A 24197-nucleotide genomic window follows, 5' to 3' on the forward strand; every position below is an offset into this window, starting at 1 on the left:
AGTCTAGTTTATCGTTTACAGGCAGCCAATCCTGAGCAACCGCTTGTAGATTACCTTCGCTACAAGTCTTTAACTGAGGACGAGGTAACCATCTCGCTTTTTGGCAGCAGTGCCACTGCTGGAGTGGGCGCAAGTGAGCCGAAATATGCATGGGGAGGGCATCTTGAAGCACAGCTTCATGCCCTGGGGAAGGATTTTCAAAAGGTACAAGTCGTGGCACACGGATTTCCCACATACTCTACCACCCGGCTGGTGAAAGAAGTAAAGATTAAAAGCGTCCTGGCTGACAAGCCGGATCTTGTGATTGTGGAAACGGGTCTTTTTCACAATTATGATCAGCACGTGCCGCTGGATGAAACAAAGCAGAAGATTGACGCGATTGTTCATTCTCTTCAGAAAAACGTGCCTGAAGCAAAAATTATCGTTACGTCCTCGAATCCGGTATCGATTGTATCAGAGGAAAACACGGAAAACTACATAGACTATACATACAATGATTATATCGAGTCGCTTACCGGACTGGCGAAGGAGAAGGGGTGGGCATATGTGAATATCCATGATGAAATGGAGGCGCGTCTCGCTCAGGAAAACATACAGCTATCAAGCTTGCTGACGAAGGGAACTGACTTGATCGATGACGGACATGCCATCTGGGCGGAAGAGCTGGTCGAGTACCTATCAAAAAAATAAACGGAATATTCAATAAGCGTTGCTTTCTTTCTGTAAAGCAGCTAGTTGGTGACTAACTCATGTAAACGAGCCGTATTGGCGGATGCAGTGAACAAAGCTGTATCCGTTAATACGGCTTCTTCTTTTTGTTATGGCAGCCGCTTCATTTCCACACAGGGTCATGATCGTATCCTTTATGAAGGGGTATAAACAAAAATAAATTTCATTATATTTAACAATAAAGGGTTTTTATGTATTTTTATTGAGTGAAAAGAAGGATATAAGATGAATTTGTCGAATTTTACCTGTGTACGTTATTTCAAGGAGGGATTTGGTGGATCAGGAGATTCGCGTGAGTCGGTTTGTGGGCGTTTCGTATACGAAGGGGAAGATTGCTTTTGGGAATAAGAAAGCGATTGTGCCGTATGAGCTTGGGTTTCACGGAGAGCAGGCCTATCATGTTGATATGCAGGATTTGCGGGAGCTGATGGAAAAATATCCAGACTACTTGAATTCCTACAACAAGCAGCTTTACATGACCCGATCGTACTGGGGCCAGAACAATATTGAAGTCGGCCTGTGCTGGCTGATGAAAGAAGGACGCGTAACGCTGCGGCGGCAGCGACAGGATATCCACTTTACGTGGGTAGGCCCTGACTGGAATCCAGACCACCCGAATTGGAATCACCGAATAACGTAATGAACCAATACATAGCCCTGTTTTTTGGTTAGACGTGTGACGGTTTGTATAAAGGGGAGGCGGACTCTCTAGAGGGAGCCGCCTCTTTTTTTATGGGCATCGTGGCGATAGAGCTAAAGCTTACTGCTCCTCCGCAAACCGGGCTTTTAGTACAGCCTGTGCAGAGAGCTGCCATTTGCGTACAGCAGCGGGCGTTACGCCGAGCTTTCGGGCGATGTCAGGATTGGTAAGCCCTTCGATCACGGATAAGTTGTACCAGTCTTTTGCCCGACCGGTTAGGAGGTCGCCGCATAGATGCACGGCTGCCACTGTATCAGGTGTCGGAGCAGGATCAATTCCTTCATATAAAACGGGCTCTCCCGTCAGAACCATTTTGTCACTCGTTTTTGCGTCTTTCGTTAATGTGCTTTTTATCCGCCCTTGAATGTACGAATAAGCGAAAGGAGGGAACGCTCCTTTTGCCTCATCGAACCGTTCGCATGCTTCCCAAAGGGCAATCATTCCCACTTGAACAAATTCATCTTTGTTCTTGTAAATGTGCAGCTTCTGTAGGATGCGGTGAATCATCGGCGTGTACTGCTTGGCTAACTGTTCAAATTGCATGATAAACATCCAATCTGGCCAGCGCGCCAGCGGGTTTATTCCCGGGTTGCTTTAAGCATATAACAATTGTCGAAATGTGTTAACAGCTAGTCAAATTGACGTAATGCATAGGTATCGCATTCAGGAAATGGGAAAAAGACGAGATTTACATTTAACCCTTTTGGAACAGGGCTGAGCAGGATTATGAAACTAATGTAAAATTATTGTAAAAAATGGATGGAGAAGAATAACGCAGGTAGAAAGTCTTTGATAAGTAAACAAAAAAAGTCAGTAAGGGTTCTCATATTGATCATGATGGCATCTGTTTTTGGGGTACGGTGATGCTGTAAAGGAGGAAAACGGGTTTGGAAGAAGCATATTTGCATGGGGATATTTTTCATATTGAAAAAAAGCGAAGAGAAGTAGAGCCGCTGTTTAAAAATTGTCATGATGTGAAGAAATGGTTCAATGACCGGTATCGTGTTTTTTCGGAAAAAAGTGCTTTTACCTGCCTGTGCTGCAGCAGTCCCGTTAATATGAATTTGACGGAAGTGGAAGGACGCCCGTTTTATTTTAAGCATATAGACGGCGGAGAATGTTCTTACTCGGGCAATGCGAGAACCTACCAGGATCATGTTTCAAAATATGAAAGCAGGCCTGTAAAAGATATTGGACTGACGGTGTTCCGGGAGATTTTAGAAGGCCAGCTTGAAAATTCGGTATTATCTTTAAAAAACTTGCCTTTAAACAAGGTTAATTTTCGTAATTGAATGGTCCCTAAAGCTGGACAGGCCAGCTTTCGGGACAGCTTTGTTGAGGGATGGCAGTTTACACCCGGTTATTCGATCCAAACAGCCGAATTTTTGCACGAACAGTTTCTTTAATGGCCGCTCTGCCTTCACGAAGGAAATCACGTGCATCTGCAATGACCGGCTTTTGGTTTAACACGCTCCGGGTGCTTTCTGCAAAAGCGACCTGGTTTTCGGTATTGACGTTGATTTTGGCAGCGCCGGCTGAGATGGCCTGCTGGATAACCTCTTCTTTCACCCCGGACCCGCCGTGAAGCACGAGCGGGGCATTGATTCTAGAAGAAATGTCCGCAATGCGATCACAGCGGACATTCGGTTCTGCTTGATACAGGCCATGAGCGGTACCGACCGCAACAGCGAGTACATCTACCTTCGTTTGTTCCCAAAATGAAACGGCTTCTTCTACGGTTGGAAGCTGGGCATCTTTTTCCTCGACGGTAACGTCCTCTTCTGTTCCGGCAATGCTGCCAAGCTCTCCCTCTACAGAGACGCCGGCTGCGTGGGCCAGCTCGACGACTTTTTGGGTGAGCGCTACGTTTTGTTCAAGCGGATGATGGGAGCCATCAATCATAACGGATGAAAAGCCTGCACGGATGCATTGAGCGATCACGGGAAAAGAACTTCCGTGATCGAGGTGAAGGGCAACCGGGACACGGCTTCTTTTTGCGGCGCACTCGGCAATACTGACGACATAATCGATGCCCATATATTGAATGGTTGCTTCGCCGACGCCTAAAATGACCGGAGCTCTTTCTTCACTGGCTGCTTCGCAAATGGCCTGGGCAAATTCCATATTGATCATATTAAAATGTCCGACGGCATAGCGGTTTTTCTTCGCATCATGTAGCATATCTGTAATCGGTACTAAGCTCATTGAACCGCCCCCAAAATGTTTTTCCCCACGTAATCCATGATTTTTGCCGTGATGGCTTCCGGTGTGAATCCAAACTGCTCCATCATTTTTTCTCCGGGTGCGGAGGCGCCAAACCGGTCTATGCCGATAATGAGTCCGTGTTCCCCGGCATACTTTTCCCAGCCGCACGGGTGTGCCATTTCAATGACGACTCGTTTTCGGATCGAAGGCGGGAGAACACCCTGCTGGTATTCCTTAGACTGCTGCTCGAACAGCTCTTTGGACGGCATGCTGACGATGATCACGTTCATGCCCTGCTCTTCCAGTTTGGAGCGGACTTGGTCCGCTAAATGAACCTCGGAGCCAGTGGCGATAAACAATACAGCATCATCCAATAGGGGTGACTGGTAATACGTATAAGCACCTCTCGCAATGGTTTCAGGGTCTGCCGATGAATATGGCAGGACCGGAACATCCTGCCGGGTTAAAATCATCGCAATAGGCAGGGCGGTTTGCTGAAAAGCAAACTGATAAGCAGCTGCAGTTTCTCTCGCATCTGCTGGCCGCATAACGATCAAGTCTGGAATAAGACGCAGCGACGGAATGTGTTCGATCGGCTGATGTGTTGGGCCATCTTCTCCGTAGGCGATACTGTCATGGGTAAATACATATACGACCGGCTGTTTCATAAGGGCAGACAGGCGAATCGCCGGCCGTATGTAATCAGAGAAAGCAAGAAAAGTGCCGCCAAATGGCCGGAGTCCTCCATGCAGGGAAATGCCGTTCATGATGGCTGCCATCGCAAACTCTCTTACGCCGTAATAAAGATTAGCGCCTCCCGGATTTTCGACGCTGAATATACTCTTTTGATGCAGATTGGTTTTGTTGGAAGAAGCAAGATCGGCTGCGCCGCCTATTAAGAGATTCGTGTTTAAAGCATAGGCATTCAATATGTCTTCAGATGCTTGTCTTGTTGCGAGAAGCTGTCCCTCTTTGTATAAAGGAATGTTTTTCTCTTCTGCTTGAAGAGAAGGCTCTTTCATCGCTTTTATTAACCGGGCAGCAAGATCAGGAAATTCAAATTGATAACGCTTCCATTTATCTTCCCACTCCATATATTGCTGCTCGTTGGAAGAAGTAATAGCTTGAAAGTGCTGCTTTACTTCCTCTGGCACGTAAAAAGGAGGGTGCGGCCAGCTGTAAGCTTCTCTTACACGTTCCGTCTCTTTTTTCCCAAGCGGTGAGCCGTGGGCGTCTGAGCGTCCTGCTTTTGCAGGGCTGCCGTAGCCGATAATGGTGTTAACAATGATGAGAGTTGGGCGGTCGCTGTGATGAGATTGTCCGATGGCTTGTTCGATTTCCTGGAGGTTATTGCCGTCTGCAACCGAAAGAACATTCCAGCCGTAAGCTTCGAACTTTTTCTGTGTGTCTTCGGTGAAGGTTAAGGAGGTGGGGCCGTCTAAACAGACGTGGTTAGAGTCAAAAAGAACGGTTAGCTTACTCAGTTTCAAGTGTCCGGCAAGGGAAGCTGCTTCCTGGCTGACTCCTTCCATCAAATCGCCGTCTCCACAAATTACATATGTGCGGTGGTCAATGATGTCACAGCTTGGCCGGTTAAAGGCAGCAGACAAGTAGCGTTCAGCAATGGCCATGCCAACTGCCATCGCAAAGCCTTGTCCAAGCGGCCCGGTTGTGGCTTCAACCCCTTCTGTGTGGCCGTATTCAGGGTGTCCGGGCGTTTTGCTTCCCCATTTCCGGAAATTTTTTAAGTCATCCATCGTCAGATCGTAGCCGCTTACGTGAAGCAAACTGTACAAAAGGGCTGATCCATGGCCGGCGGAAAGAACAAAACGATCACGGTTCCACCACCTGGGGTGCCGGCTGCTTTGCGTTAAAAACCTGCTCCACAGTGTGTAAGCCATTGGGGCAGCGCCCATGGGCATACCGGGATGGCCCGAGTTTGCCGTTTCTACGGCATCAATCGATAGCATGCGAAGCGTTGTAACAGACAAGTTTTCAATCGAAGACATGAAAGAACCTCCTCTGTAATAAGAGAGTGATAAATTCTGACAATTCACTCTTTTTATCATCATATGCTCATTTTTTTTCGAAATCAATAAATTTTTGATCAAAAAAATAAATTTACAAACAACAAATGATCAACTATAATAAAAAAAAGCAAAAAATGAATCAATATTCTGAAAATTAAACAGTGGGTGATTCTGCTATGATTACAAAGCAAAGACATAATCTTATGATTGAAATGATTAAGGATAAAAAAACAGTCAGCATTTCTCAGCTGGCAAAGGAGCTCGGTATTTCCAGCGTTACGGCCCGGCGCGATGTAGAATTTTTGGAAAAGCAATTTAAAAACATTATTCGAATTAGAGGAGGGGCGGAGTGGAAAGCAGATCTGCCAGAGTACTCTACAAAAGGATTAAATGATCGCTTTCAGCAGCAGTACGAAAAAAACAAAGAGGAAAAGCAGCAAATTGCCCGAAAAGCCTCTTCGCTTATCCAGGATTATGAAAGCGTTATCATAGATGCGGGGTCTACCACCTTTCATCTTGCCCAGTACCTTGATTCACAAAAGAAAATAACCGCTTTTTTAACAGCGGTTAATATTGCCGAAGCCCTGGAGGAAAAGGAAAACATCACAAAAGTGCTGATGGGCGGCATTTTTCGCTCGCGTACAACGACCATTGTTAGTTCTGTACTGAAAGACAGCTTAAGTGAACTATATGCGGACAAGGTATTCATCGGGGTATCCGGCGTTTCACTGGAAAAAGGATTTACGTGCCACGATTTACTAGAAGTCGAGGTGAAAAGAATGCTTGCTCATTCTGCAAGGGAAGTCTACTGGCTGGCGGATTCTTCGAAATTGGATACCATTGCTTCTTTTCAAGTTCTAGACTTGGAATCTCGTCATACTATTATTACGGATGACAAGATAGATTCTTCTATTCTTGAACAGCTAAAGCAAAAGGTGAATGTAATCATTGCTGAAAGGGGGTGATGACGTATGACAAATATGCTGATCGCACAATCAGGCGGACCGACATCGGTTATCAATCAATCATTGTATGGTGCCGTTGCGGCTGGTATCGCACATCCGGATATTCAACATGTGTACGGTTCTTTAAATGGTGTAGAAGGTCTTTTGAATGGGCGTCTTGTACTGCTGGATGAAAAGCTGAGCACGTTAAAACAGGCATCCTGCCAGCCGGGAGCGATTTTAGGTGGTTCAAGATATGAACTGGCTGAAGGAGATTTAGACCGGATGATCAGTAAAATGGAGGAGCTAAGCATTGGGATTTTCTGCTATATAGGCGGCAATGGCTCATCCAGAACGGTAAATGTCCTGCATCATTATGCAAAGCTGCTCCAGAAAGATATCAGGTTTGTGCATATCCCAAAGACCATTGATAATGATTTGTTTGGCACAGACCATACACCGGGCTACGCGAGCGCCGCCGCCTTTTTAATACAGTCTATTCAATGGATTGGGGCGGATATGGATTCGCTGGGCACATATGATCAAATTGAGCTGATTGAAGTGATGGGCGGGAATTCTGGCTGGCTCGCTGCTGCGAGTGCTTTCGGCAAGCAAAAGCCGGAGCAGTTTCCACAGCTGATTTATCTTCCGGAAAAAAAGCGAACGCTCGATCAGTTTCTGCAGGAGATCGAATTGTATTACCGTAAATATAAAAAATTAATGGTCATTGTTCCCGATCACTTTCAAGTGGGTGAAATCCGGTCGGCTTCTTCCGCGAATAAAACAAGAAAAGGCTTCAATGGCGGCATCAGCTATACGCTGTCAAGTGAAATTGTCGAGAAGCTCGGTTACAAAACAAGACTAACCAATCCTGGCTCCCTGTATAGAAGTGCTTTCAGCCTCGCATCCCGAACGGACTTGGAGGAAGCAAAGCTTCTCGGGGAACGTGCTGTGGAAGCCGCCATGAGCGGTTTGTCCGGTGTGATGATGTGCTTAAAGCGGCTGCAGAATGAGCCTTACTTATGTAAAGTAGAAGACAGGCCACTAGACGATATTGCCGGAAGAGAAAGAAAACTGCCTTCTGCGTATTGGGACGACGGGACTCAAATGGCTACCCCGGCCTTTCAGCAGTATTTACGTCCTTTAATCGATTTTGAAATAATGAAACCGCTTACTATATAATGCACATTATTTTAAATTGAGGGAGATGAACCTTTTGAAGAAAAAATGGTTTTCAATGCTCTTTATTGTTTCTTTATTCCTGACTGCATGCTCCCCCCCTTCAACATCTAATACAGCCGGTTCTGAACCAGAAGAAGCATCCAAAAGTGAAGATGGTAAAACACAAGTACGCTGGATGCAGCACTGGGTCAATGAACAGGGTCCTGACAAAATCAACGAAGTAAAAGCCGCCTTTGAAAAAAAACATCCAGATATTGAACTCATCATTGAAGACATTCCTTTTGCACAAGAGCATGATAAACTTTTATCGCTTGACCTGGCCGGTATGCCGCCAGATGTCATTACTGCTTCAGGCGCCTGGGTAACAGAATTTGCGGATGCAGGCATTATCGATCCGATTGATCAGTATATTGAAGATCTTCCAGAGGATTATCAGGCTGCGATTGAAGGGCCGATGACTCAGCCGTGGAAAGGCAAGCGTTATGGCATTCCGATTACGAACGGCAATATTGCCCTGTTTTATAATAAAAAGCTGCTTGAAGAAGCAGGTGTAGAGCCGCCTACAACATGGGATGAATTTTTAGCGGCTTCGATTAAGTTAACCGATACGAGCAAAAACCAATATGCACTGACAGGCAACCTGGCTGCCGAGCCGCCGACGGTTATTTCTTACGAGGTCTTCCCGTTTATTCTTCAAGCAGGAGGCAAGATCATCGAAAACAACCGCGCTGCTTTTAACACACCAGAAGGCGTAAAAGCACTCGAGTTTTACAAATCATTAGTAAAAGAACATAAAGTCACGACGCCTGGAGAATTGAGTGCAGGCGAAAAAGAAAAACGGGCCAACTTCTCAGCAGGAAATGTCGCATTTATGTTTGAAGGACCGTGGGGAGTCAAAATTCAAGAAGGCTTGAACCCTGATTTGGAATTTGGCGTCGTGCCTCTTCCGGCAGATAAACAAACCGGCACGATTGCGCAGGGGTCAGTTCTGACTCTGGCTTCCAAAGGGAAAAACAAAGAAGCCGCCTGGAAGTTTATTGAGTTTATGGGCAGTGCAGAAGGACAGCTGTTGTGGGATAAAGCGACAAACTTCTTCCCGTATAACAAACAAACAATGAAGGATTCTTATTTCCAGGAAGATCCTTATTTGAAGGTGTTCATTGATCAAGCAGAAACGGCAGATCGGGTAGAAGTTATCGACAACTTCCTGCCGCAGGCAAATGATTTAAGAAAGCAGTTTACGATTGAAGTGCAAAATTATTTAACAGATAAAAAGACAGCGAAGGAGGCTTTGGACGATGCAGCGACCTATTGGAATGCAGCGTTTGAAAAAGCTGAGCAGTGATGGTGTTCGGGGGCTCACAAAGAGCCTCCCCTTCCTTAAAAACAAGGAAGAGCCAGCGGGTACGAAAGCAAAGAATTTACAGCAATTCTTTGTAAAAGTCTCCTTTATTATGCCGGCTATGACACTCTTAATTCTGTTAACAGGCTACCCGCTTTTTCAGGTGATTCAAATGAGCTTTTACGATTATACCGACAAGGCCAATCCGGTTTTTGCCGGTTTAGCGAATTACAGTCATTTTATTGTAGATCCGCTGTTTTGGAATGCTGTGAAAAATACCGCTATCTTCACATTCACGAGTGTTTTGCTAGGCTTGACGGTTGGCATGACGTTTGCTCTTTTGTTGAATCAGCCCATTAATTCAAAGTTCAGAGGCGTATTCCGGGCTCTTTTAATGTTTCCATGGCTTACATCTTCAACAGTTGTCGCCGCTATTTTTATGCTCATGTTCAACCCATTTGGCCTCATCAACTACTTACTGAAAGGCATTGGGCTGGAAACCATTTCTCAAACAGCGTGGCTGAGTAACGAAACGACGGCTCTTTTTGCCGTTATTATCGCCAATGTATGGCGTGGATTCCCGTTTATGATGCTCATGATTTTAGCGAGTCTGCAAACCATCTCTCACGATTTGTACGAAGCAGCCGACATTGACGGTGCAGGCTTTTTTCAAAAGCTGATCTACATTACCATTCCTCAAATTAAAAATATCATTTTAACAGTAGCCGTTTTAGAGTTTATCTGGAATTTCCGTTCCTTTGACCTTGTTTTTCTTATGACAGGCGGAGGGCCTGTAAATTCTACCGAGATCCTGTCTACTTATGTATACCATTATGCGTTTAGAACGCTTGACTTTGGTTACGCGTCTGCCACAGCCATTTTCATGCTGATCATTATGGTTGTGATTTCGTCATTTTATATTCGGGCAACGATTCGAAAGGAGAGGGCGTAACATGACAGGCAGGCCGCAATATACAACGTATGCTGCTTTACTTGTGCTGGGGAGCATTGCGCTTCTTCCGATTTTCTGGATGATCAGTGTGTCATTTAGAGCAAACACAGAGGTATTTTCGATGCCTCTGTCCATCCTCCCGCAAAACTGGACGCTGGAAGCATTCGAGAAGGTATTTCAAAATGCCGAGCTTATGAGGCTGTTTATCAACAGTTACGTGATTGCCCTGTCTGTTACCTTCGTGTGTCTTTTGTTTGCCGCACTGGCCGGGTATGGATTTTCAAGATTTAAGTTTAAAGGGAAAAGAACAGCCATTACATACATTTTGATTACACAAATGTTTCCGATGGTTCTTCTGGTCATCCCATACTTTTTATTTATCACCCGTGTTGGTCTTTATAACAGTTACTTTGCGCTTATTCTGGCTTACACATCGTTTGCGCTGCCGTTTTCGATTATGATGATGCGTGATTTTATTACAACGATCCCGTATGAATTGGACGAAGCAGCTAAAATCGATGGATGTGGTCCATTTCGGACGTTCTTCCACATTATTTTGCCCCCGAGCCTGCCAGGATTAATTGCAACCGGAGTTTACACATTCATTCTCGCCTGGAACGAATTTTTATTTGCGATTGTACTGACAAATTCGGTTAGTGTCCGGCCGCTTACGATTGGGATCGGAATGTTAATTGGTGAATTTACAACCGAATGGAATGCGCTAATGGCGCTGTCGTTTATGGCCAGTGCACCACTGATCGTCGTGTTCCTTTTTGTACAAAAGTATTTCCTTCAGGGGCTTACAGCAGGAAGTGTAAAGTGAACCACTGTTTTTCAAGAACCGGACGTTCCTGTGGAACGTCCGGTTCTTATTTATTTGCCTGTTCTTTTTTAAGAGTAAGTAGAATTTAGCGTTGTTAAGCTGCACGATTAACACCTGATCGCGGCACCAGCCAGTGGCTTCCTTACATACTCGAATCGGACAAATACGTTAATAGCTGTCGAAATGAGGGGGTATTAAAGAAACAAGAAAAAGGTCATCCTCCATCTCTACTGCAAACCTGTTTGCTTAAAATAGGGAAGTAGTAGGTCTTTTTTCACCATAAGTCTTTCAATGACAAAACCGGCTTTTATGTTAATAAACAAGCAAAATTTGTCTCCTGGAATCAATAAACAGATTGGGAGTGAAGAGGGTATAACAATACTATTTATAATGATATAAAGAAAAAAATCAATTTTTTTAAATATTTTGTTCGTTATAAAGGATTAAATGTGTAATAATGGGTATAAATGATAGAAAAGTAATTTAAGAGAATCGATTTGCTTATCCATGAAGCAAATCAAGCAGCGAAGGATTGTAATTGTGACAGTTACTTTAAAATGATGGAGTTATTTACTTTTTTTATGTATTCAACAGTGAAAAAGTACTACAATCTATGTATACTGTTAAAGATATATAGATTGTATATTTTTAATTCAAAGGAAAGGCAGAGGCAGCCATGAATAGTACGTTCGGGGAGAGAGAAGCGATTAAAAAGCGGCTGAATCAAATTGAGCAGCTTGAGAAGGACATTAAACGACATTTTCAATTGGAGCGGAAGCAGCTGTTCCTTAGACTGAATATAATAGAAACATTGGACACAGAATCTAGAGCAAGCAGTGTAACATTTCAGCGCAGAAAAGCACGGGTTACCTTTTTACAGGAAACGATTGTCGGCTATTTGAAGCAGGAAAACCGGCCCGTCCGCGGCCTGGCGGTGCAGCGGTATGTAGATAGAGGATCAGACCGGTCACCGTATTGGGAATGTAAGTGCGTTTATGAATGCGCTTATGCCAAAGTATAAAGAGGTCCGCAAACTCGGACGCGGGATGTATGTGTATGAAAATAAAGTGTTACCGCAGGAAAAACCGGAACAACGTCAACATCCTCGATAAGGAGCAAATCCCTTTACCTTCACAAGCAAAAAGGATGATTGGACTTTTATAATTTTCCTATATGAACGCCCGTTGCCGTTAACAATGATGAGTTGGAATCATTGGATCAGAAACAGGGCTAGTTTTGTTTAAAGATTCGTTATACTTATCCAGCTCTCACAAACATGCACAGCATATGTATATAAAAGCTATAAAGTGATAAAAAGATATTTATTATTTTTTAGTAATTTAAATAGAACAAAAGTTGCTTATATATAGTATAATATGGAATTATAAAAAACAATTTCCTAGGAGAGAAAGGAATCCATTTTGAGCGGAAGGTTTACTGAACAGCAGGCGATTAAAACAAGATTAAGCCAAATTGACCAAGTGGAATCACGAATGCTAAAAGAATTACAGGCAGAACGGGAAGCTCTTTTACAAAGGCTGGAGGATTTAGAAAGTGGTAAGAGCAGGGAGCATCAGCCCGTCCGCCGGCCGAAAGAAAACGTACATGAGCTGCGGGAGGTAGCTGTCGCGTATTTAAAAGAACGAAAAGAGCCAGCACGGGCAGTGGAGATTCAAGCGTTTGTTGAGCAGGCAACTGGCAAGCGTATTTCGAATATGAGTTCATTTATGAAAGCGTTAGAGCCTGAATATGACCGCGTTGAGCGGCTTGGGAGAGGCTTATACATTTATCGGTATGGAATAGAATAAGTAAAAAAGCAAGCCGCCTGAAGAGGCGGTTTTTTTGTCCTTTTCATTAGGCAGCGGCTGTAGAAGCAGGAAGTTAACGCTGTGCATTTCTTTATTCTTCCATTTTAGACCTGTTCGTTTCTGATTGTATATTTTTGTAATTATTAAAGGGATGTAATAAAGCGATAATATTGAAGTAAAATCCTGTATACACTATGTATGCAGGGCTTTCTTGTTTAAAGAAGGAAATGAAATTACTTTTTAATAACATAAGTATAATATACCAATTTTCAATGAAAATAGAGTAAAAGTGTATTTATGGAAAGGACAGTAAAAATCCTATAATAGCGCGGTTTGTAAGAATTTGTCGAACGAATATCCCTGTTTTTTTAAGCGTTTTTGTTCTATAATAAAGACACTATCAAACACGCACGAAAAGGCAAAATCGCTGAAAAGCGATGACGCAAAACTATAGGGGCTAACGGAAATCCATGCCAGCCAGTTGCCGAAAATGATCTTGTACACTCACATAAAGGAGGGCATGTCATATGCCATTGTACAGTATGAAGGAGATCTGGACGCCGCTAAAGTGGGTAGGCATCAAACTGTTTAAAACACTTGATGAAGGAAGCTACTATATAAAAGTGGGAAGTCGTCCGAGAAAGAAGATCAGCAGCTAGGTACTGGCCATGAACTGCCAGCGACACACATATTCATAATGAAAAAACGCCCTGTCAGGAAGGGCGTTTTTTTTCGTTATACTTTAAATGTGCCGGTCAGCGCCTGCAGCTCTTCAGCCATAGAAGCAAGAGATGCGGCGGAAGAGGAAATTTCCTGCATCGCGGCCAGCTGATCTTCTGTAGAAGCGGAAACCTGCTGCGTGCCATCGGCGGTTTCATGAGAATGGCGCTTTACAAGACGGATCATGTCGTGAACGTGCTCGGTGCCGGACTCGAGATGCTTTACCGCGGCGGATACCGCTTCGATATGTCGGGCAGTATCCCGGGCAGCTGCTTGAATACCTGCAAACGATCGGCCGGAGCTGTGAACCGAATCGATTCCAGCGGCCACTTCGGTGAGCACCTGCTTCATAGATTGGTCAGAACGAGCGATTTCAGACTGTGTCGCCGTAATCAGCCCGTTAATCCGGGCAGCCGACTCGGATGACTGCTCTGCTAACGCCCGCACTTCCTCGGCGACAATGGCAAAGCCTCTGCCGTGTTCGCCGGCCCGAGCTGCTTCAATTGCCGCGTTCAAGGCCAGCAGATTTGTCTGGCGGGCAATGGTGGTAATTACCTCTGTAAACTGGCCAATCTCCTCTGACCGCGCGCCGAGCTTTTCGATTGACGAAGCTGTTTCATACACCGTTTCCTGAACGGTATTCATCTGGGTAACAGCTGTTTGAATGGAGGTGCTGCCTTCCTCGGATTTTTCCAGAGACTCTCCAGCGCTTTTCAGCAGTTCTGCAGAACGCTCTGCAATTTGTCCGACATCGGCTGACATGTCTTCAACCGTCCGGCTCATTCCTTCGACGCTTTTCACCTGCTCATCCGTAGCAGCGGCCACATTTGCCACCGTGGAGAAAATCTGTTCAGATGCGCTGCTCATTTCTTCTGCGTTCGCTGTCAGTTCCTCGGAAGAAGCCGCCACCTGCTCGGTATGCATGGAAATCTGGGTGATCACATGCCGCAGCTGTTCCGTCATTTTGCCAAACGAAGCAGACAAACGGCCAATTTCATCTCCGCTGTTCAAAACGGTTCCCTCTGTCCGCAGGTCACCGGCTGCTATCTTTTCAGACTGGTCGGCCATATCCCGAAGCGGCTGTAGCATCCGTCTGATCATCCAGATGAAAAGGGCGGAAAATAGGGACGCAATGATAATCGTGCTGACGATCGATCGGCCAATGTTGTCCTTCATCGACTGTTCAACTTCATCGAGTGTTTTCTCGGAAATAGAAGCATTCAGGAAATAAGGAGCTGTATCAATCCGGGCAAAAAGCACATAAGCAGACTGTCCGTTTTTTGTGACCGGATAGAAAATATCGGCTGTGCTTTCGTCCATGTGGAGCTTCGGCTTGCCGCTTTTCAATACATCTTGAATGTTTTCGTTTTGAATGGTGTCGCCTTTTTTCCAGATCGGTGCTTCACCGTCCCCCATGTTCTGGGTTAACACCAGTCCGTCTGGGCTGATCATATAAATCCCTTTTATCCCATTTCCCTCGTATATATAGGTTTTCAAAGATGCTTCAAAAACATCAGCGTTCAAAGCGGCTTCGAGTACACCGCGCCCGTCCGCACGCGGGATGATCATAAACTTGAAGATTTCCAGTGTTTCCTGCTTTAAAATAAGCGGCTCTGCGATCACAGGTGTTTTCCCGTCCAGAACGGAGCGGTAGGCGGGGTTAAAGGAAAATAAATTTATCCCGATCGACGCTTCCTCGGTGGACTGCGTAAAAACACCCTGCCGGTCAGCCAGGTAAAGGTCAGTCATGCCGGTTTGTCTGGCAATGGCCTCCAGGTCCCTGCTTGTTAAGGAGCGGGTGCTGTCCATTTGCTGGAGTGTGTAGGCTGCATTGAGCATCGTTTTTTCTACCTGTCCTTCCAGAGACAGAAGATGGCTCGATATATTGGCTGTCAGTTCCGTTAGTTCTTTTTCGACGCTTTTCTGTGAGTTTTCGTCCATATTTGCAGAAGCGGCTTCCATTTGTTTTTTTAAGGAGCGCGATTCGATCCATTGGACCAGGCTTGAACACAAAACTAAAAGAACGATAAGAGAAACAAGCAAACGAACAATTTTTTGTTGAATCGACAAACGTAAACGACCTTCTTTCTATATGTTAGATTCTTTTGTAGGTAAAAAGAACCTGTTTTTTCTTGAAAATAAAAACTGCCTTTAAAAGAATAGTGTAATCTTCCTGGTAAGGCAATGCTTTTTTTCTATTTGTCCCTTTTTTTAACTTTTTAAATTCTCTCAATCTGGCTGTGCTATACTAGTTTCAAAAAGCAGGGAGGGTTTCCATGAAAAGGGTAAGGATATGGCTGCTTGGACTGATGCTTCTGTTTCCAACGTGGGCACAGGCAGCCGTTACAGAAGAATTTGATGTGTCGAATGGTGTGACGTATACGGAAATTGTGGAGGAAGGAACGGCACCCCAGTCGGTCCGGGTCATGGAGATTGATGCGACAGACCCCTATACGAAAGTAAAAGCAGGCGTGCCAAATCCGCTCAATAAGCTTGTGCAGACGTCGAAGCAGGCACTGGCAGCAAGCGAGGAAGGGCATGAAGTGATCGGGGCGATTAACGGGTCGTTTTTTAATCGGGAGCCGATGCCGCTTTATTTTGTGGCGATCGACAACTACCTGGTAAACGGCGGCACGGTTGAAACAAGTAAAAACGAGTTTGTGAGTCAGCAGATTGCTTTTGGCATGAACAAAGAAGGAAAAGGACAGATCGACCATTATTCTACCACCTTTACATACTCGCATAATGGAACGACGCGAACGATGGCCGGCCATAACGGTCAGCGCTCTCCGGATGAGACGATGATTTATACGCCGAATTTTTCTTCTGGTATCACAACGACCAATCCGTACGGCTATGAAGTAATTGTAGACGGAGCAGGCGACCCGTCACTTCAGTTTGGCGGCACTCTGACTGGAAAAGTCACCGGCTTCCGTCCATACGGGCAGGCAGATGGCGCGGTTATTCCGAAAAACGGCTTTGTGCTGTCGGCGCATGGCAAGGAAGCGGACGCACTAAAGAGCATGAAAATCGGTGATACCGTGTCGGTGTCCGTCGATGTGGATGAAAAATGGCAGGGTGCTGATTTTATGATTGGCAGCGGGCCGCTGCTTGTAAGAGATGGAAAATCAGTACTGGCCGAGTCGATGAATCCGAACAGTCCGAAAGCAAAGGAAAAAGCACCTCGTACAGCGGTAGCGATTGATAAAACAGGTGAAAAAGTGGCGTTTATTACAGTAGACGGACGCCAGCCGGGCTACAGCACCGGCATGAGTTTATCCGATTTTGCGGACTATATTCAGTCGCTCGGCTATGACCGGGCCTTGAATATGGACGGTGGAGGTTCTACAACGATGCTGGCACGTGAGCCGGGCGATTTTACCGCCACGATTCAAAACAAGCCGTCTGACCCGTGGGAGCGGCCGGTATCTACCTTTTTAATGGCGATTACAACAGCGCCAAAAGGTGTACCAACGACGATCGATGCGAGCCTGTCGTCTAACGCGCCGCTTGAGATTGGAGAATCACTTCAAGTAAACATCCGCTCGATTATGGATGAATACGGCAATCCGGTTAAAGTAGAAGATGTGACAATCACATCTGATCTGGGAACTGTTTCTGGAACGACCTTTACAGCGGCTAAATCCGGCACCGGCTTCGTTTCGGTCAAAAAAGGAACAGCCGAGGTAAAGCTGCCGATTACGGTCAAAGCAGCGCCGGAAAGCAAAGCGGTTCTGCTCGATTCGTTTGAAGGAGGAGGCTGGTCGATTTCACCTGTCAGCACCCGTGCTTATGACGGCAAGTATTCCCTGCAGGTGGATGGCACGGTTCGGCCGGCTCAGCCGCTTGCCTTAACTGACAGTCCAACATTTGTCAGCATGCGTGTGTACGGGCAGGCAGACGGGGCAGAAGTGACCGGCACGCTCCTCGATGCAAAAGGAACCGCTCATCAGGCGTCCTTTGGTCAGGTAACGTGGAACGGCTGGAAGAATGTACGCATACCGGTGCAGGCGGGATGGATGAAGCTGTCGGCTCTTTCATCTACGAAGCCAGGGGTGTATGTGGATGATGTAAAAGCTGTGTATGGCACTTCTTATCAAGAAGCGTTATTCCGTGATGTGCCCGTCAGCTTCCGGGCAGAGGGCGATATTGCTTCACTTGTAGACCGGGGTGTAATCAGCGGCTTCCCGAATGGCACTTTTGGACCGCAGGAAACGCTGACACGCGTGCAGGCAGCGATTATGCTGCAGCGGGCGATGAAGCTGCCAACAGACAGCGTGAAAAATCCGAACTTCTCTGACGTGCCAAAAACGTACGCTTTCTATGGAAGCATTGCTGCTGTGACTGAGGCGGGTATTATGTTTGGCCGGACGGACGGTACGTTTGATGCGCAGGCGAAGCTGACGCGCGCCGAGATGGCTGCAGTTCTGGCCCGTGCACTGAAGCTTCCGGAAGCCAACCGCAACTATTTCCCGGATAATTATGCCGGCACGTTTTCATACAGCTCGGTAAATGCACTGGCAGCGTCTGGCATTACCGAAGGATTTCCCGATGGCACGTTCCGGCCGGGTGAACCGATCAAGCGCGCTGATTTCAGTATCTTTTTAAATCGGGGGCTGACGAAAAACTAGTTTTGGGCCGAATTAGGGCTGCTCTGGGCCGGAATGAAACGCGTTTGGGCCGGAAAATCTTTTTTCCGGCCCGGTCCAAGCAAAATCCGGCCCAGATTCATATAAACCGGCCCAGCAGCAGGTCATATTTCAAAAAAGGCTTATCCAGCTTGTTTTATCAGCCGGATAAGCCCTTTTTTATTCAAATCGCAGTGCATGGCTTGGCTTCATTCGCGCCGCTTTTAGAGCTGGATAAATGCCGAATAATCCGCCGATTACCATTGTAGAGCCAAGTGCCAGCTTAACCGCCCACAGGGGAAGCGTCAGCGTAAAAGCATCAATGTAATGGTTCCATAGCTCGATAAATCCATAGCCGAGTCCAATGCCGACCAGTCCACCGATCAAACAAAGAAGCAGTGTTTCAAAGAAAAACTGGGCCATAATTTCAAATGTGGTCGCGCCGATCGCTTTTCGCACCCCGATTTCCCGCGTACGTTCTCTGACAGACATGACCATCACATTCATGATACCCGTGCCGCTGATCAACAGTGCAACGGCCGTAATACCAAGCAGCATCACCTGTAAAATCGTCGTTACATTGTCAATCGCGCCGAGCATCTGATCCTGCTTTACGACACTGAAGTCTATTTCCTTATGATTTTGCTTGATAGCGGAAAAAACGGCACCGTCCACCTCATCAATTACATCGGTGCTGTCCGCCTCCACGATCATTTTGTTTAAATACTTCATATCCGTGCTGGCAAGCGCTGTTTCAATGGGCATGACGATGTTGTTGTCAGTGCTCGAACCGAGTGTCGCGTTTGGCTCAAGCACTCCAATGACTGTGTATGTATGTTCGCCGATGGTCAGCTTTTGGCCGATTAACGTCGTTTCCTGGGCAGACACGACAGTACCGGCCATGAATGAGTCAAGCGCGCGCTGCCACCATGCCCTTTCTTCAGCAGCCGGAGCGCCTGTGCTTCCTGGCTGGGGCTGAGCTGTTTTTCCGAGCAGAGCGTCATGAATGTTGCTGCCAAGAACAACGACTTTTTCCTTTGACTGCTGCTCTTCATCTGTAAAAAAACGTCCTTCCGCCAGGGCAGCATGCTGAACACGGCTGTATTGATGGGTGCTGCCAACCAGTACCGCCTGAACATTTTGTTCTCCGTAAGCTGCTTTCGAAACGGTTTCAAGCTGTGGAGTGACAGTCTTTACATGCGGCACCGCTTCTACGGCCTTCGCATCGTCATACGTTAACGTGCTTGGCACGCTGGTAATGCCGCTTAAAAAATCTTTTTCTCCGTTAGCGGTATCCAGGACGCGGCCGGGCATGACGAGAATTTGTTCCGCGCCGAGACTGCCCATCTGTTTGAGCAATGTGTCCTTTACACCGACTGCGATGGAGATCAGGACGATGACCGCAAACAGACCGATGACAATGCCCATCATGGCGGACAGCACACGGAACTTGTTTGCCCAGAGACCGAAGCAGGCGAGTTTCAAAGCGTTCCCTATTCTCATACGAGCACCCCATTCCGCAAATGAATCACACGCTGGGCGCGATTCGCCACTTCTTGATCATGGGTAATCACGACGATGGTCGTACCCTGCTGATGCACGCGGTCAAATAGCTGCAAAATTGTTTCCGTCGTTGTTTCGTCCAGACTTCCGGTTGGTTCATCAGCGAGCAGAATAGAAGGCTCATTCACGAGCGCCCGGGCAATGGCGGCGCGCTGCTTTTCCCCTCCGGACAGACGGGCGGGCTTTTGCTTCCTTTTATCGGCGAGTCCGACTTCCTCTAATAGCTGCATAACCCGGGCTTTTTTTCTCCCGAGCTTTTTTCTTCCGTATGTAAGGGGAAGCAAAACATTTTGATAAACTGATAGATTTGGGATAAGCTGAAACTGTTGAAAAACAAAGCCAATTTCGTTGTTTCGGAGCCCTGTCCGTTTGGCCTGCCGCATTTTATGAACAGGTTTTCCAGCCAGAACGTATTCGCCTGAATCAGCAGAGTCCAGGGCGCCCAATATGTTGAGCAGTGTACTTTTTCCTGAACCGGATTTTCCCATAATGGCTACATATTCACCCGTGTTCACATGCAAATCCACGCTGCGTAAAATATCTTGCTTTCCGCTGCCTGTATGAAAAGCTTTTTTTATACGGTGAAGCTGAATCATGTCCCGACCTCCAAGGTTTTTCATCTCTGAATAGAATGCTAGCACAAGCATTGGAAGTTTCCCAGTCCTATCCATGTCAATTTAGGAATATGGTATAATAGTTTGCTTGAGAATAACGATAAGCAACGGGAGGAATTTGTTTTGAAGAAATATCATATACTCGCTGCTTTGCTCGTGTGCTTTACATTCGCAGCAGCGTTCAGCCATACGGCAAAAGCGGCTGATCCTACACCGGCAAAAGTGATTGTTCCTTCCCTGACGGTTCGCGATAATGCCAGTCCAAATGCAAACGTGATCGGCTCTCTGAAAAAATATACGACTCTGTCTGTGTATGGACAGGTGCCGGGCGGCTGGTCCGAGATCCGCTTTCAAAACCGCCGTGCCTATGTGCCGACCGGTCATCTGAAAACAGCCCGGGACACAGTCGTCGTTACATTTGGCGACAGCAACACCGAGGGAACAAACTGGCTGGAAAATCCTACATATGCCGAGTCTGATAAATGGGCCGCAAAGCTCGGACAAACGTATCAGGTGATCAATGCTGGAATCGGCGGCGATACAACGGTCAAGGGATATAATCGTTTCGAGCGGGATGTACTGGCTAAAAACCCGGATATCGTGACGATTATGTTTGGCACCAATGATGCGGTTATTTCAACGGAAGCAAGGGCGCGTGTATCGAAGAAAGAGTTTGAGGAAAACATCCGCTATTTCGTTGATACACTAAAAGCGCGGAAAATCCGCGTCATTCTTATGACAACACCACCGATGATTCAGGGCCTGTTTTATGAACGGTATAATGAGAATTTGTACCGGCCATACAACGGTGCCCGGCAATGGAACGATTCCTATAATGCCATCATCCGCAAAATTGCCAGAGAAAAGCAGGTAACCCTGATTGATAACTATCGGAACATGACGCTGGTAGCGGGCGGTGTAACGGATGCCCGCTTGATGTTATCAGGATTGATTGACTTCTCGGGTACGCATCTAACCCCAAGAGGCGCAGAAATGATTTACCATTCTGTGAATAGAGTAATAAGGCCGTAAAAGGAGGCTCCTGGTAGGGGCCTCTCAGACTGTAGACAAATGATTGAAACCACCATCACATGAATGGGATAGATCGGCGGCATCCAGGCAGCTCCGCTTTCCATGGGGCAGGCGCTGAGCCCGACTTCGCCTGGCGGCTTCACTGGTCTCAGCTGCCCTCCCGCCCCGCCGCCAAGTGGCTTGCACTAAGGGTGTATAGAGCTAAAAAGGGCGTGTTTTCTCTTTTTAAAAAAGAAAAAATGTCTATCCAGTCCCTGGCTGATTGACCTTCAACATCACTTAGTGAAGCAGGCCGGACGAAGACTCCTGCGGGAAGTACAGTGAGTCGGGAGATCCCGCAGGCTTCACTTATCGGCTCTTTTTTTAAAAAGAGAAAGACTTTGTCTACACACTGGGAGGCTCCTGATAGGGGCCTCTTTTTTTATAGTTCTTTTTCCATAAATATTTTAAAAGAATGGTGAGAAACGATCTTAAGTTTTATGAGAATCTACCGATATAAAAACAGGCAGTTTGATCTGCATAAATTTGAAAGGGCAAATCTGCGGAAATGCAGAGACGCAAAGCTACAGGGGCTAAGCCGTTTTGGTATGCCAGCCAGCTACCAGGGAGGAAATTCATCATGAAGAGGGCGGCAGCTAATTTGTTAGCCACCGGGTTGCTTGTTGCTTCTTTTGGTCCGAATCAGGCGTTTGCAGCGCAGGAAGAGGAACAAAATGTCATTGTGATTTTTGAAGAGAAAGTAGATAAACAGGCGATTGCCGAAGCGGATGGCGAAATTGATCATACGTTTAAGCAGCTGCCGATCGCTTCTGTGACATTGCCGGCAGACGAAGTGAAAGAGCTGAAGCAGGATGAGGATGTGATCCGGGTTGAAAAGGACATTACCATTCACGCATCGGCTGATACACTTGATTGGGGAATTGGCGCCACAAATGTGCCGGCTTCCTGGAACGCCGGCTTTACCGGCAAGGGTGTGAAGATTGCGGTCGTTGATACAGGGGTAGCTGCACATTCGGATTTAGCGGTTGCCGGCGGCGCGTCTTTTGTTTCTTATACAACGTCTTATGAGGATGATAATGGCCATGGCACACATGTAGCCGGCATCATCGGGGCAAAACATAATGGTTTTGGCACAAAGGGAGTCGCGCCGGATGCGGAGGTATATGCAGTTAAATCGCTAGAACGAAGCGGTTCAGGCAGTTTGTCGAGCATTTTAGCCGGCGTTGACTGGGCGATTACCAATAAAATGGACATTATTAATTTAAGTCTCGGTACACAAGTGAATTCAGCTGCTTTTCAATCGATGGTCGACAAAGCCTATGCAAAAGGCATTCTCGTCGTAGCCGCAGCCGGAAACGACGGATCGGCTTCCGGAACGGATGATACCGTTGATTATCCGGCGCGGTACGATTCAACGATTGCCGTTGGCGCCGTGGACTCGTCCTTGAAGCGGGCATCGTTTTCTTCTACCGGCCAGGCAGTGGATATTGCCGCGCCGGGACAAAGCATTCTATCGACCTATTTAAACAACGGGTATGCGCGTATGAGCGGAACTTCAATGGCCACGCCATATGTATCCGGCGAGCTGGCTCTTTTAAAGCAGGCCAATCCAACAGCGGATCATATACGTCTCCGGAACGCCCTTCAGGAAACAAGCAGGGATCTGGGTACAGCAGGAAAAGATCCCTGGTTTGGCTATGGCTTTATGCAGGTTCCTGCTGGTGCCGTCCTGCCGACAGTTCAGGCTGCACCGGCAGTGACGAAGCTGACATCCAGCGCCGCTTCCGTTTCTGCGCTGCCAGGCGAAACAAGCACCATTGCGCTGACAGCTTTTTATAGGGATGGCACAAAAGCAGATCGTACAAAGAAAGCGGCCTGGACATCGAGCAATCCGGCTGTTGCGACAGTGGAAGAAGGCGCGATTCACATTCATCAGTTCGGCAAAGCAACGATCAGTGCAGCAGATGGCGGAAAAACCGTAAACATTCCGGTTGATGCAACGGTTCGTTCTCTTACCGCCAGCACAACGTATGTGGCCGGCAAGCCAAAAGACACGAAAGCGGTCCGCCTGACAGCCATGCGGTCAAATGGAAGTAAAGTGGATGTGACGGAAGCTGCACAGTGGAAAACAGCCAGCAATAAAGTGGCAACAGTCGACCGCGGAACAGTAACCATTCAAAACTATGGCAAAACGTCTGTTTCTGGCGCATACGGCGGTAAAGCAGCGACGATCACTGTCGATGCGAATGTACGCAGTTTGAGTGTCAGCACAAAACGAGTGGCCGGCAAGCCGGGAACTGTAGAAAAGGTGTCGGTGACCGCTCTGCTTTCAAGCGGACAGCGTGTTGACGTAACGCCTCTTGTTACCTGGAAGGTGCTGAATCAGCAGGTGGCCAAAGTATCCAACGGCGTCGTGTCGATCTCTAGCTATGGCAAAACGTACATTGCTCCTTCTTTTATGGGCAAGTCGGTGAATATTTTAATTGAAAGCAAAAAATAAAGAATACTGGTTATGATGATAAAAGAAGTGGAAGCCCGGCCGAAAAGTGCCGGGTTTTTTATTTAGGCGCTGTTAAACGTTACCTTCGCTTATCAAAAGAAATCGAGAGTTCGTGTCCATTCCTTCATGATCGCTTCTTTTTTAAAGAATTCTTCCATAATAAATAAACGACGAATGTAAAAAGCTTCATTCAACCTACATAGATAAAAGGCAGTTATACTTTTTTATCAAGATGACCTTCCAACAGGGCATACATGAACATCCAGACTACATATAAGATTTCTAGAAGAATGTGAAAAAAACAGATAAAATCCTTTATCAGGTATAACTGTCAAGCAGCTTGTCATAAAATCGAACAATACTAATTTTTCTGAAAATACTTGTAAAAGCAGTTGCGATTGATTAAGATGGGAGTGTCAAATGAA

At 46.5% G+C, this 24197-nt stretch carries 22 protein-coding genes and 2 riboswitches; of the genes, 16 read left to right on the forward strand and 6 right to left on the reverse strand.

Annotation, left to right across the window (positions count from 1 at the left end; genetic code table 11):
- The 3 genes from VP97_RS00840 to VP97_RS00845 all read left to right on the forward strand — a co-directional run.
- A partial coding sequence (locus VP97_RS00840) for an SGNH/GDSL hydrolase family protein (RefSeq protein WP_050179721.1) occupies positions 1 to 690 on the forward strand: 690 nt, incomplete at its 5' end.
- A 48-nt stretch (positions 691 to 738) separates the two neighbouring features.
- Positions 739 to 879, forward strand: coding sequence for a hypothetical protein (locus VP97_RS23615; protein WP_156153373.1), 141 nt, complete (start codon positions 739 to 741; stop codon positions 877 to 879).
- 124 nt (positions 880 to 1003) lie between these two features.
- Positions 1004 to 1369, forward strand: coding sequence for a hypothetical protein (locus tag VP97_RS00845; protein WP_050179722.1), 366 nt, complete (start codon positions 1004 to 1006; stop codon positions 1367 to 1369).
- A gap of 120 nt (positions 1370 to 1489) precedes the next feature.
- Here VP97_RS00845 and VP97_RS00850 read toward each other — a convergent pair whose 3' ends face one another.
- Positions 1490 to 1972 (reverse strand): sigma-70 family RNA polymerase sigma factor, encoded by a 483-nt coding sequence (locus tag VP97_RS00850; RefSeq protein ID WP_050179723.1) that lies wholly within the window; start codon positions 1970 to 1972, stop codon positions 1490 to 1492.
- Positions 1973 to 2316: 344 nt separating this feature from the next.
- Between VP97_RS00850 and VP97_RS00855 the strand changes: the two genes are divergently transcribed.
- Positions 2317 to 2721, forward strand: coding sequence for a hypothetical protein (locus VP97_RS00855; RefSeq protein ID WP_050179724.1), 405 nt, complete (start codon positions 2317 to 2319; stop codon positions 2719 to 2721).
- 58 nt (positions 2722 to 2779) lie between these two features.
- Here VP97_RS00855 and fba read toward each other — a convergent pair whose 3' ends face one another.
- Both fba and tkt read right to left on the reverse strand, forming a co-directional pair.
- Positions 2780 to 3634: a class II fructose-1,6-bisphosphate aldolase gene (gene fba, locus VP97_RS00860; protein WP_050179725.1), complete on the reverse strand. Its 855-nt coding sequence runs from the start codon at positions 3632 to 3634 to the stop codon at positions 2780 to 2782.
- A complete protein-coding gene (gene tkt / locus VP97_RS00865; RefSeq protein ID WP_050179726.1) occupies positions 3631 to 5643 on the reverse strand; it encodes a transketolase in 2013 nt (670 codons plus the stop codon). The genes fba and tkt overlap by 4 nt, the downstream gene beginning before the upstream one ends.
- A gap of 197 nt (positions 5644 to 5840) precedes the next feature.
- On the opposite strand from tkt, the gene VP97_RS00870 reads away from it, so the two are divergent.
- The 9 genes from VP97_RS00870 to VP97_RS24660 all read left to right on the forward strand — a co-directional run bounded on the left by VP97_RS00870 (position 5841) and on the right by VP97_RS24660 (position 13374).
- Positions 5841 to 6629, forward strand: a complete 789-nt coding sequence (locus VP97_RS00870) for a DeoR/GlpR family DNA-binding transcription regulator (RefSeq protein ID WP_050179727.1) — start codon at positions 5841 to 5843, stop codon at positions 6627 to 6629.
- Positions 6630 to 6635: 6 nt separating this feature from the next.
- Positions 6636 to 7790 (forward strand): diphosphate--fructose-6-phosphate 1-phosphotransferase, encoded by a 1155-nt coding sequence (locus VP97_RS00875; protein WP_050179728.1) that lies wholly within the window; start codon positions 6636 to 6638, stop codon positions 7788 to 7790.
- Between the two features lie 34 nt (positions 7791 to 7824).
- Positions 7825 to 9135, forward strand: coding sequence for an ABC transporter substrate-binding protein (locus VP97_RS00880; protein WP_050179729.1), 1311 nt, complete (start codon positions 7825 to 7827; stop codon positions 9133 to 9135).
- Positions 9089 to 10084 (forward strand): carbohydrate ABC transporter permease, encoded by a 996-nt coding sequence (locus tag VP97_RS00885; protein WP_050179730.1) that lies wholly within the window; start codon positions 9089 to 9091, stop codon positions 10082 to 10084. Before VP97_RS00880 ends, VP97_RS00885 begins: the two co-directional genes overlap by 47 nt.
- Position 10085: 1 nt before the next feature.
- A complete protein-coding gene (locus VP97_RS00890) occupies positions 10086 to 10907 on the forward strand; it encodes a carbohydrate ABC transporter permease (protein ID WP_050179731.1) in 822 nt (273 codons plus the stop codon).
- 676 nt (positions 10908 to 11583) lie between these two features.
- Positions 11584 to 11928, forward strand: coding sequence for a hypothetical protein (locus VP97_RS00900; RefSeq protein WP_050179733.1), 345 nt, complete (start codon positions 11584 to 11586; stop codon positions 11926 to 11928).
- Positions 11903 to 12019, forward strand: a complete 117-nt coding sequence (locus VP97_RS24860; RefSeq protein ID WP_425388423.1) for a hypothetical protein — start codon at positions 11903 to 11905, stop codon at positions 12017 to 12019. The genes VP97_RS00900 and VP97_RS24860 overlap by 26 nt, the downstream gene beginning before the upstream one ends.
- 309 nt (positions 12020 to 12328) lie before the next feature.
- Complete coding sequence (locus VP97_RS00905; RefSeq protein ID WP_050179734.1) at positions 12329 to 12715, forward strand: Rok-like winged helix domain-containing protein; 387 nt, start codon at positions 12329 to 12331, stop codon at positions 12713 to 12715.
- 407 nt (positions 12716 to 13122) lie between these two features.
- Positions 13123 to 13204: riboswitch (cyclic di-GMP riboswitch) on the forward strand.
- Positions 13205 to 13242: 38 nt separating this feature from the next.
- Positions 13243 to 13374, forward strand: coding sequence for a hypothetical protein (locus VP97_RS24660; RefSeq protein ID WP_281175064.1), 132 nt, complete (start codon positions 13243 to 13245; stop codon positions 13372 to 13374).
- Positions 13375 to 13450: 76 nt separating this feature from the next.
- Here VP97_RS24660 and VP97_RS00910 read toward each other — a convergent pair whose 3' ends face one another.
- On the reverse strand, positions 13451 to 15505 hold the full coding sequence (locus tag VP97_RS00910; protein WP_050179735.1) for a methyl-accepting chemotaxis protein: 2055 nt from the start codon (positions 15503 to 15505) through the stop codon (positions 13451 to 13453).
- Between the two features lie 206 nt (positions 15506 to 15711).
- Between VP97_RS00910 and VP97_RS00915 the strand changes: the two genes are divergently transcribed.
- Positions 15712 to 18066: a phosphodiester glycosidase family protein gene (locus VP97_RS00915; RefSeq protein ID WP_050179736.1), complete on the forward strand. Its 2355-nt coding sequence runs from the start codon at positions 15712 to 15714 to the stop codon at positions 18064 to 18066.
- 177 nt (positions 18067 to 18243) lie between these two features.
- On the opposite strand, the gene VP97_RS00920 is transcribed toward VP97_RS00915, so the two are convergent.
- Positions 18244 to 19566: an ABC transporter permease gene (locus tag VP97_RS00920; RefSeq protein WP_050179737.1), complete on the reverse strand. Its 1323-nt coding sequence runs from the start codon at positions 19564 to 19566 to the stop codon at positions 18244 to 18246.
- Positions 19563 to 20222: an ABC transporter ATP-binding protein gene (locus VP97_RS00925; protein WP_050179738.1), complete on the reverse strand. Its 660-nt coding sequence runs from the start codon at positions 20220 to 20222 to the stop codon at positions 19563 to 19565. Before VP97_RS00925 ends, VP97_RS00920 begins: the two co-directional genes overlap by 4 nt.
- Positions 20223 to 20363: 141 nt before the next feature.
- On the opposite strand from VP97_RS00925, the gene VP97_RS00930 reads away from it, so the two are divergent.
- Both VP97_RS00930 and VP97_RS00935 read left to right on the forward strand, forming a co-directional pair.
- Positions 20364 to 21272 carry a GDSL-type esterase/lipase family protein gene (locus tag VP97_RS00930; protein WP_050179739.1) on the forward strand — a complete coding sequence of 303 codons (909 nt, stop codon included), beginning with the start codon at positions 20364 to 20366 and terminating at the stop codon, positions 21270 to 21272.
- Positions 21273 to 21794: 522 nt separating this feature from the next.
- Positions 21795 to 21878, forward strand: a riboswitch (cyclic di-GMP riboswitch).
- A gap of 13 nt (positions 21879 to 21891) precedes the next feature.
- Entirely contained in the window at positions 21892 to 23772 is a 1881-nt protein-coding gene (locus VP97_RS00935) for a S8 family peptidase (protein WP_050179740.1), read from the forward strand.
- The last annotated feature ends 425 nt before the right edge of the window (positions 23773 to 24197 follow it).

It is taken from the genome of Domibacillus robiginosus (genome assembly GCF_000966195.1).
Taxonomy (GTDB): Bacteria; Bacillota; Bacilli; order Bacillales; family Domibacillaceae; genus Domibacillus; species Domibacillus robiginosus.

What these genes read in the sequence shown, in the direction of transcription:
- VP97_RS00870 (WP_050179727.1), top strand. Translation starts at nt 5,841, where the DNA reads ATGATTACAAAGCAAAGACATAATCTTATGATTGAAATGATTAAGGAT.
- fba (WP_050179725.1), bottom strand. Translation starts at nt 3,634, where the DNA reads ATGAGCTTAGTACCGATTACAGATATGCTACATGATGCGAAGAAAAAC.
- VP97_RS00875 (WP_050179728.1), top strand. Translation starts at nt 6,636, where the DNA reads ATGACAAATATGCTGATCGCACAATCAGGCGGACCGACATCGGTTATC.
- VP97_RS24860 (WP_425388423.1), top strand. Translation starts at nt 11,903, where the DNA reads ATGAATGCGCTTATGCCAAAGTATAAAGAGGTCCGCAAACTCGGACGC.
- VP97_RS00850 (WP_050179723.1), bottom strand. Translation starts at nt 1,972, where the DNA reads ATGCAATTTGAACAGTTAGCCAAGCAGTACACGCCGATGATTCACCGC.
- VP97_RS00935 (WP_050179740.1), top strand. Translation starts at nt 21,892, where the DNA reads ATGAAGAGGGCGGCAGCTAATTTGTTAGCCACCGGGTTGCTTGTTGCT.
- VP97_RS00900 (WP_050179733.1), top strand. Translation starts at nt 11,584, where the DNA reads ATGAATAGTACGTTCGGGGAGAGAGAAGCGATTAAAAAGCGGCTGAAT.
- VP97_RS00885 (WP_050179730.1), top strand. Translation starts at nt 9,089, where the DNA reads ATGCAGCGACCTATTGGAATGCAGCGTTTGAAAAAGCTGAGCAGTGAT.
- VP97_RS24660 (WP_281175064.1), top strand. Translation starts at nt 13,243, where the DNA reads ATGCCATTGTACAGTATGAAGGAGATCTGGACGCCGCTAAAGTGGGTA.
- VP97_RS00920 (WP_050179737.1), bottom strand. Translation starts at nt 19,566, where the DNA reads ATGAGAATAGGGAACGCTTTGAAACTCGCCTGCTTCGGTCTCTGGGCA.
- tkt (WP_050179726.1), bottom strand. Translation starts at nt 5,643, where the DNA reads ATGTCTTCGATTGAAAACTTGTCTGTTACAACGCTTCGCATGCTATCG.
- VP97_RS00915 (WP_050179736.1), top strand. Translation starts at nt 15,712, where the DNA reads ATGAAAAGGGTAAGGATATGGCTGCTTGGACTGATGCTTCTGTTTCCA.
- VP97_RS00925 (WP_050179738.1), bottom strand. Translation starts at nt 20,222, where the DNA reads ATGATTCAGCTTCACCGTATAAAAAAAGCTTTTCATACAGGCAGCGGA.
- VP97_RS00890 (WP_050179731.1), top strand. Translation starts at nt 10,086, where the DNA reads ATGACAGGCAGGCCGCAATATACAACGTATGCTGCTTTACTTGTGCTG.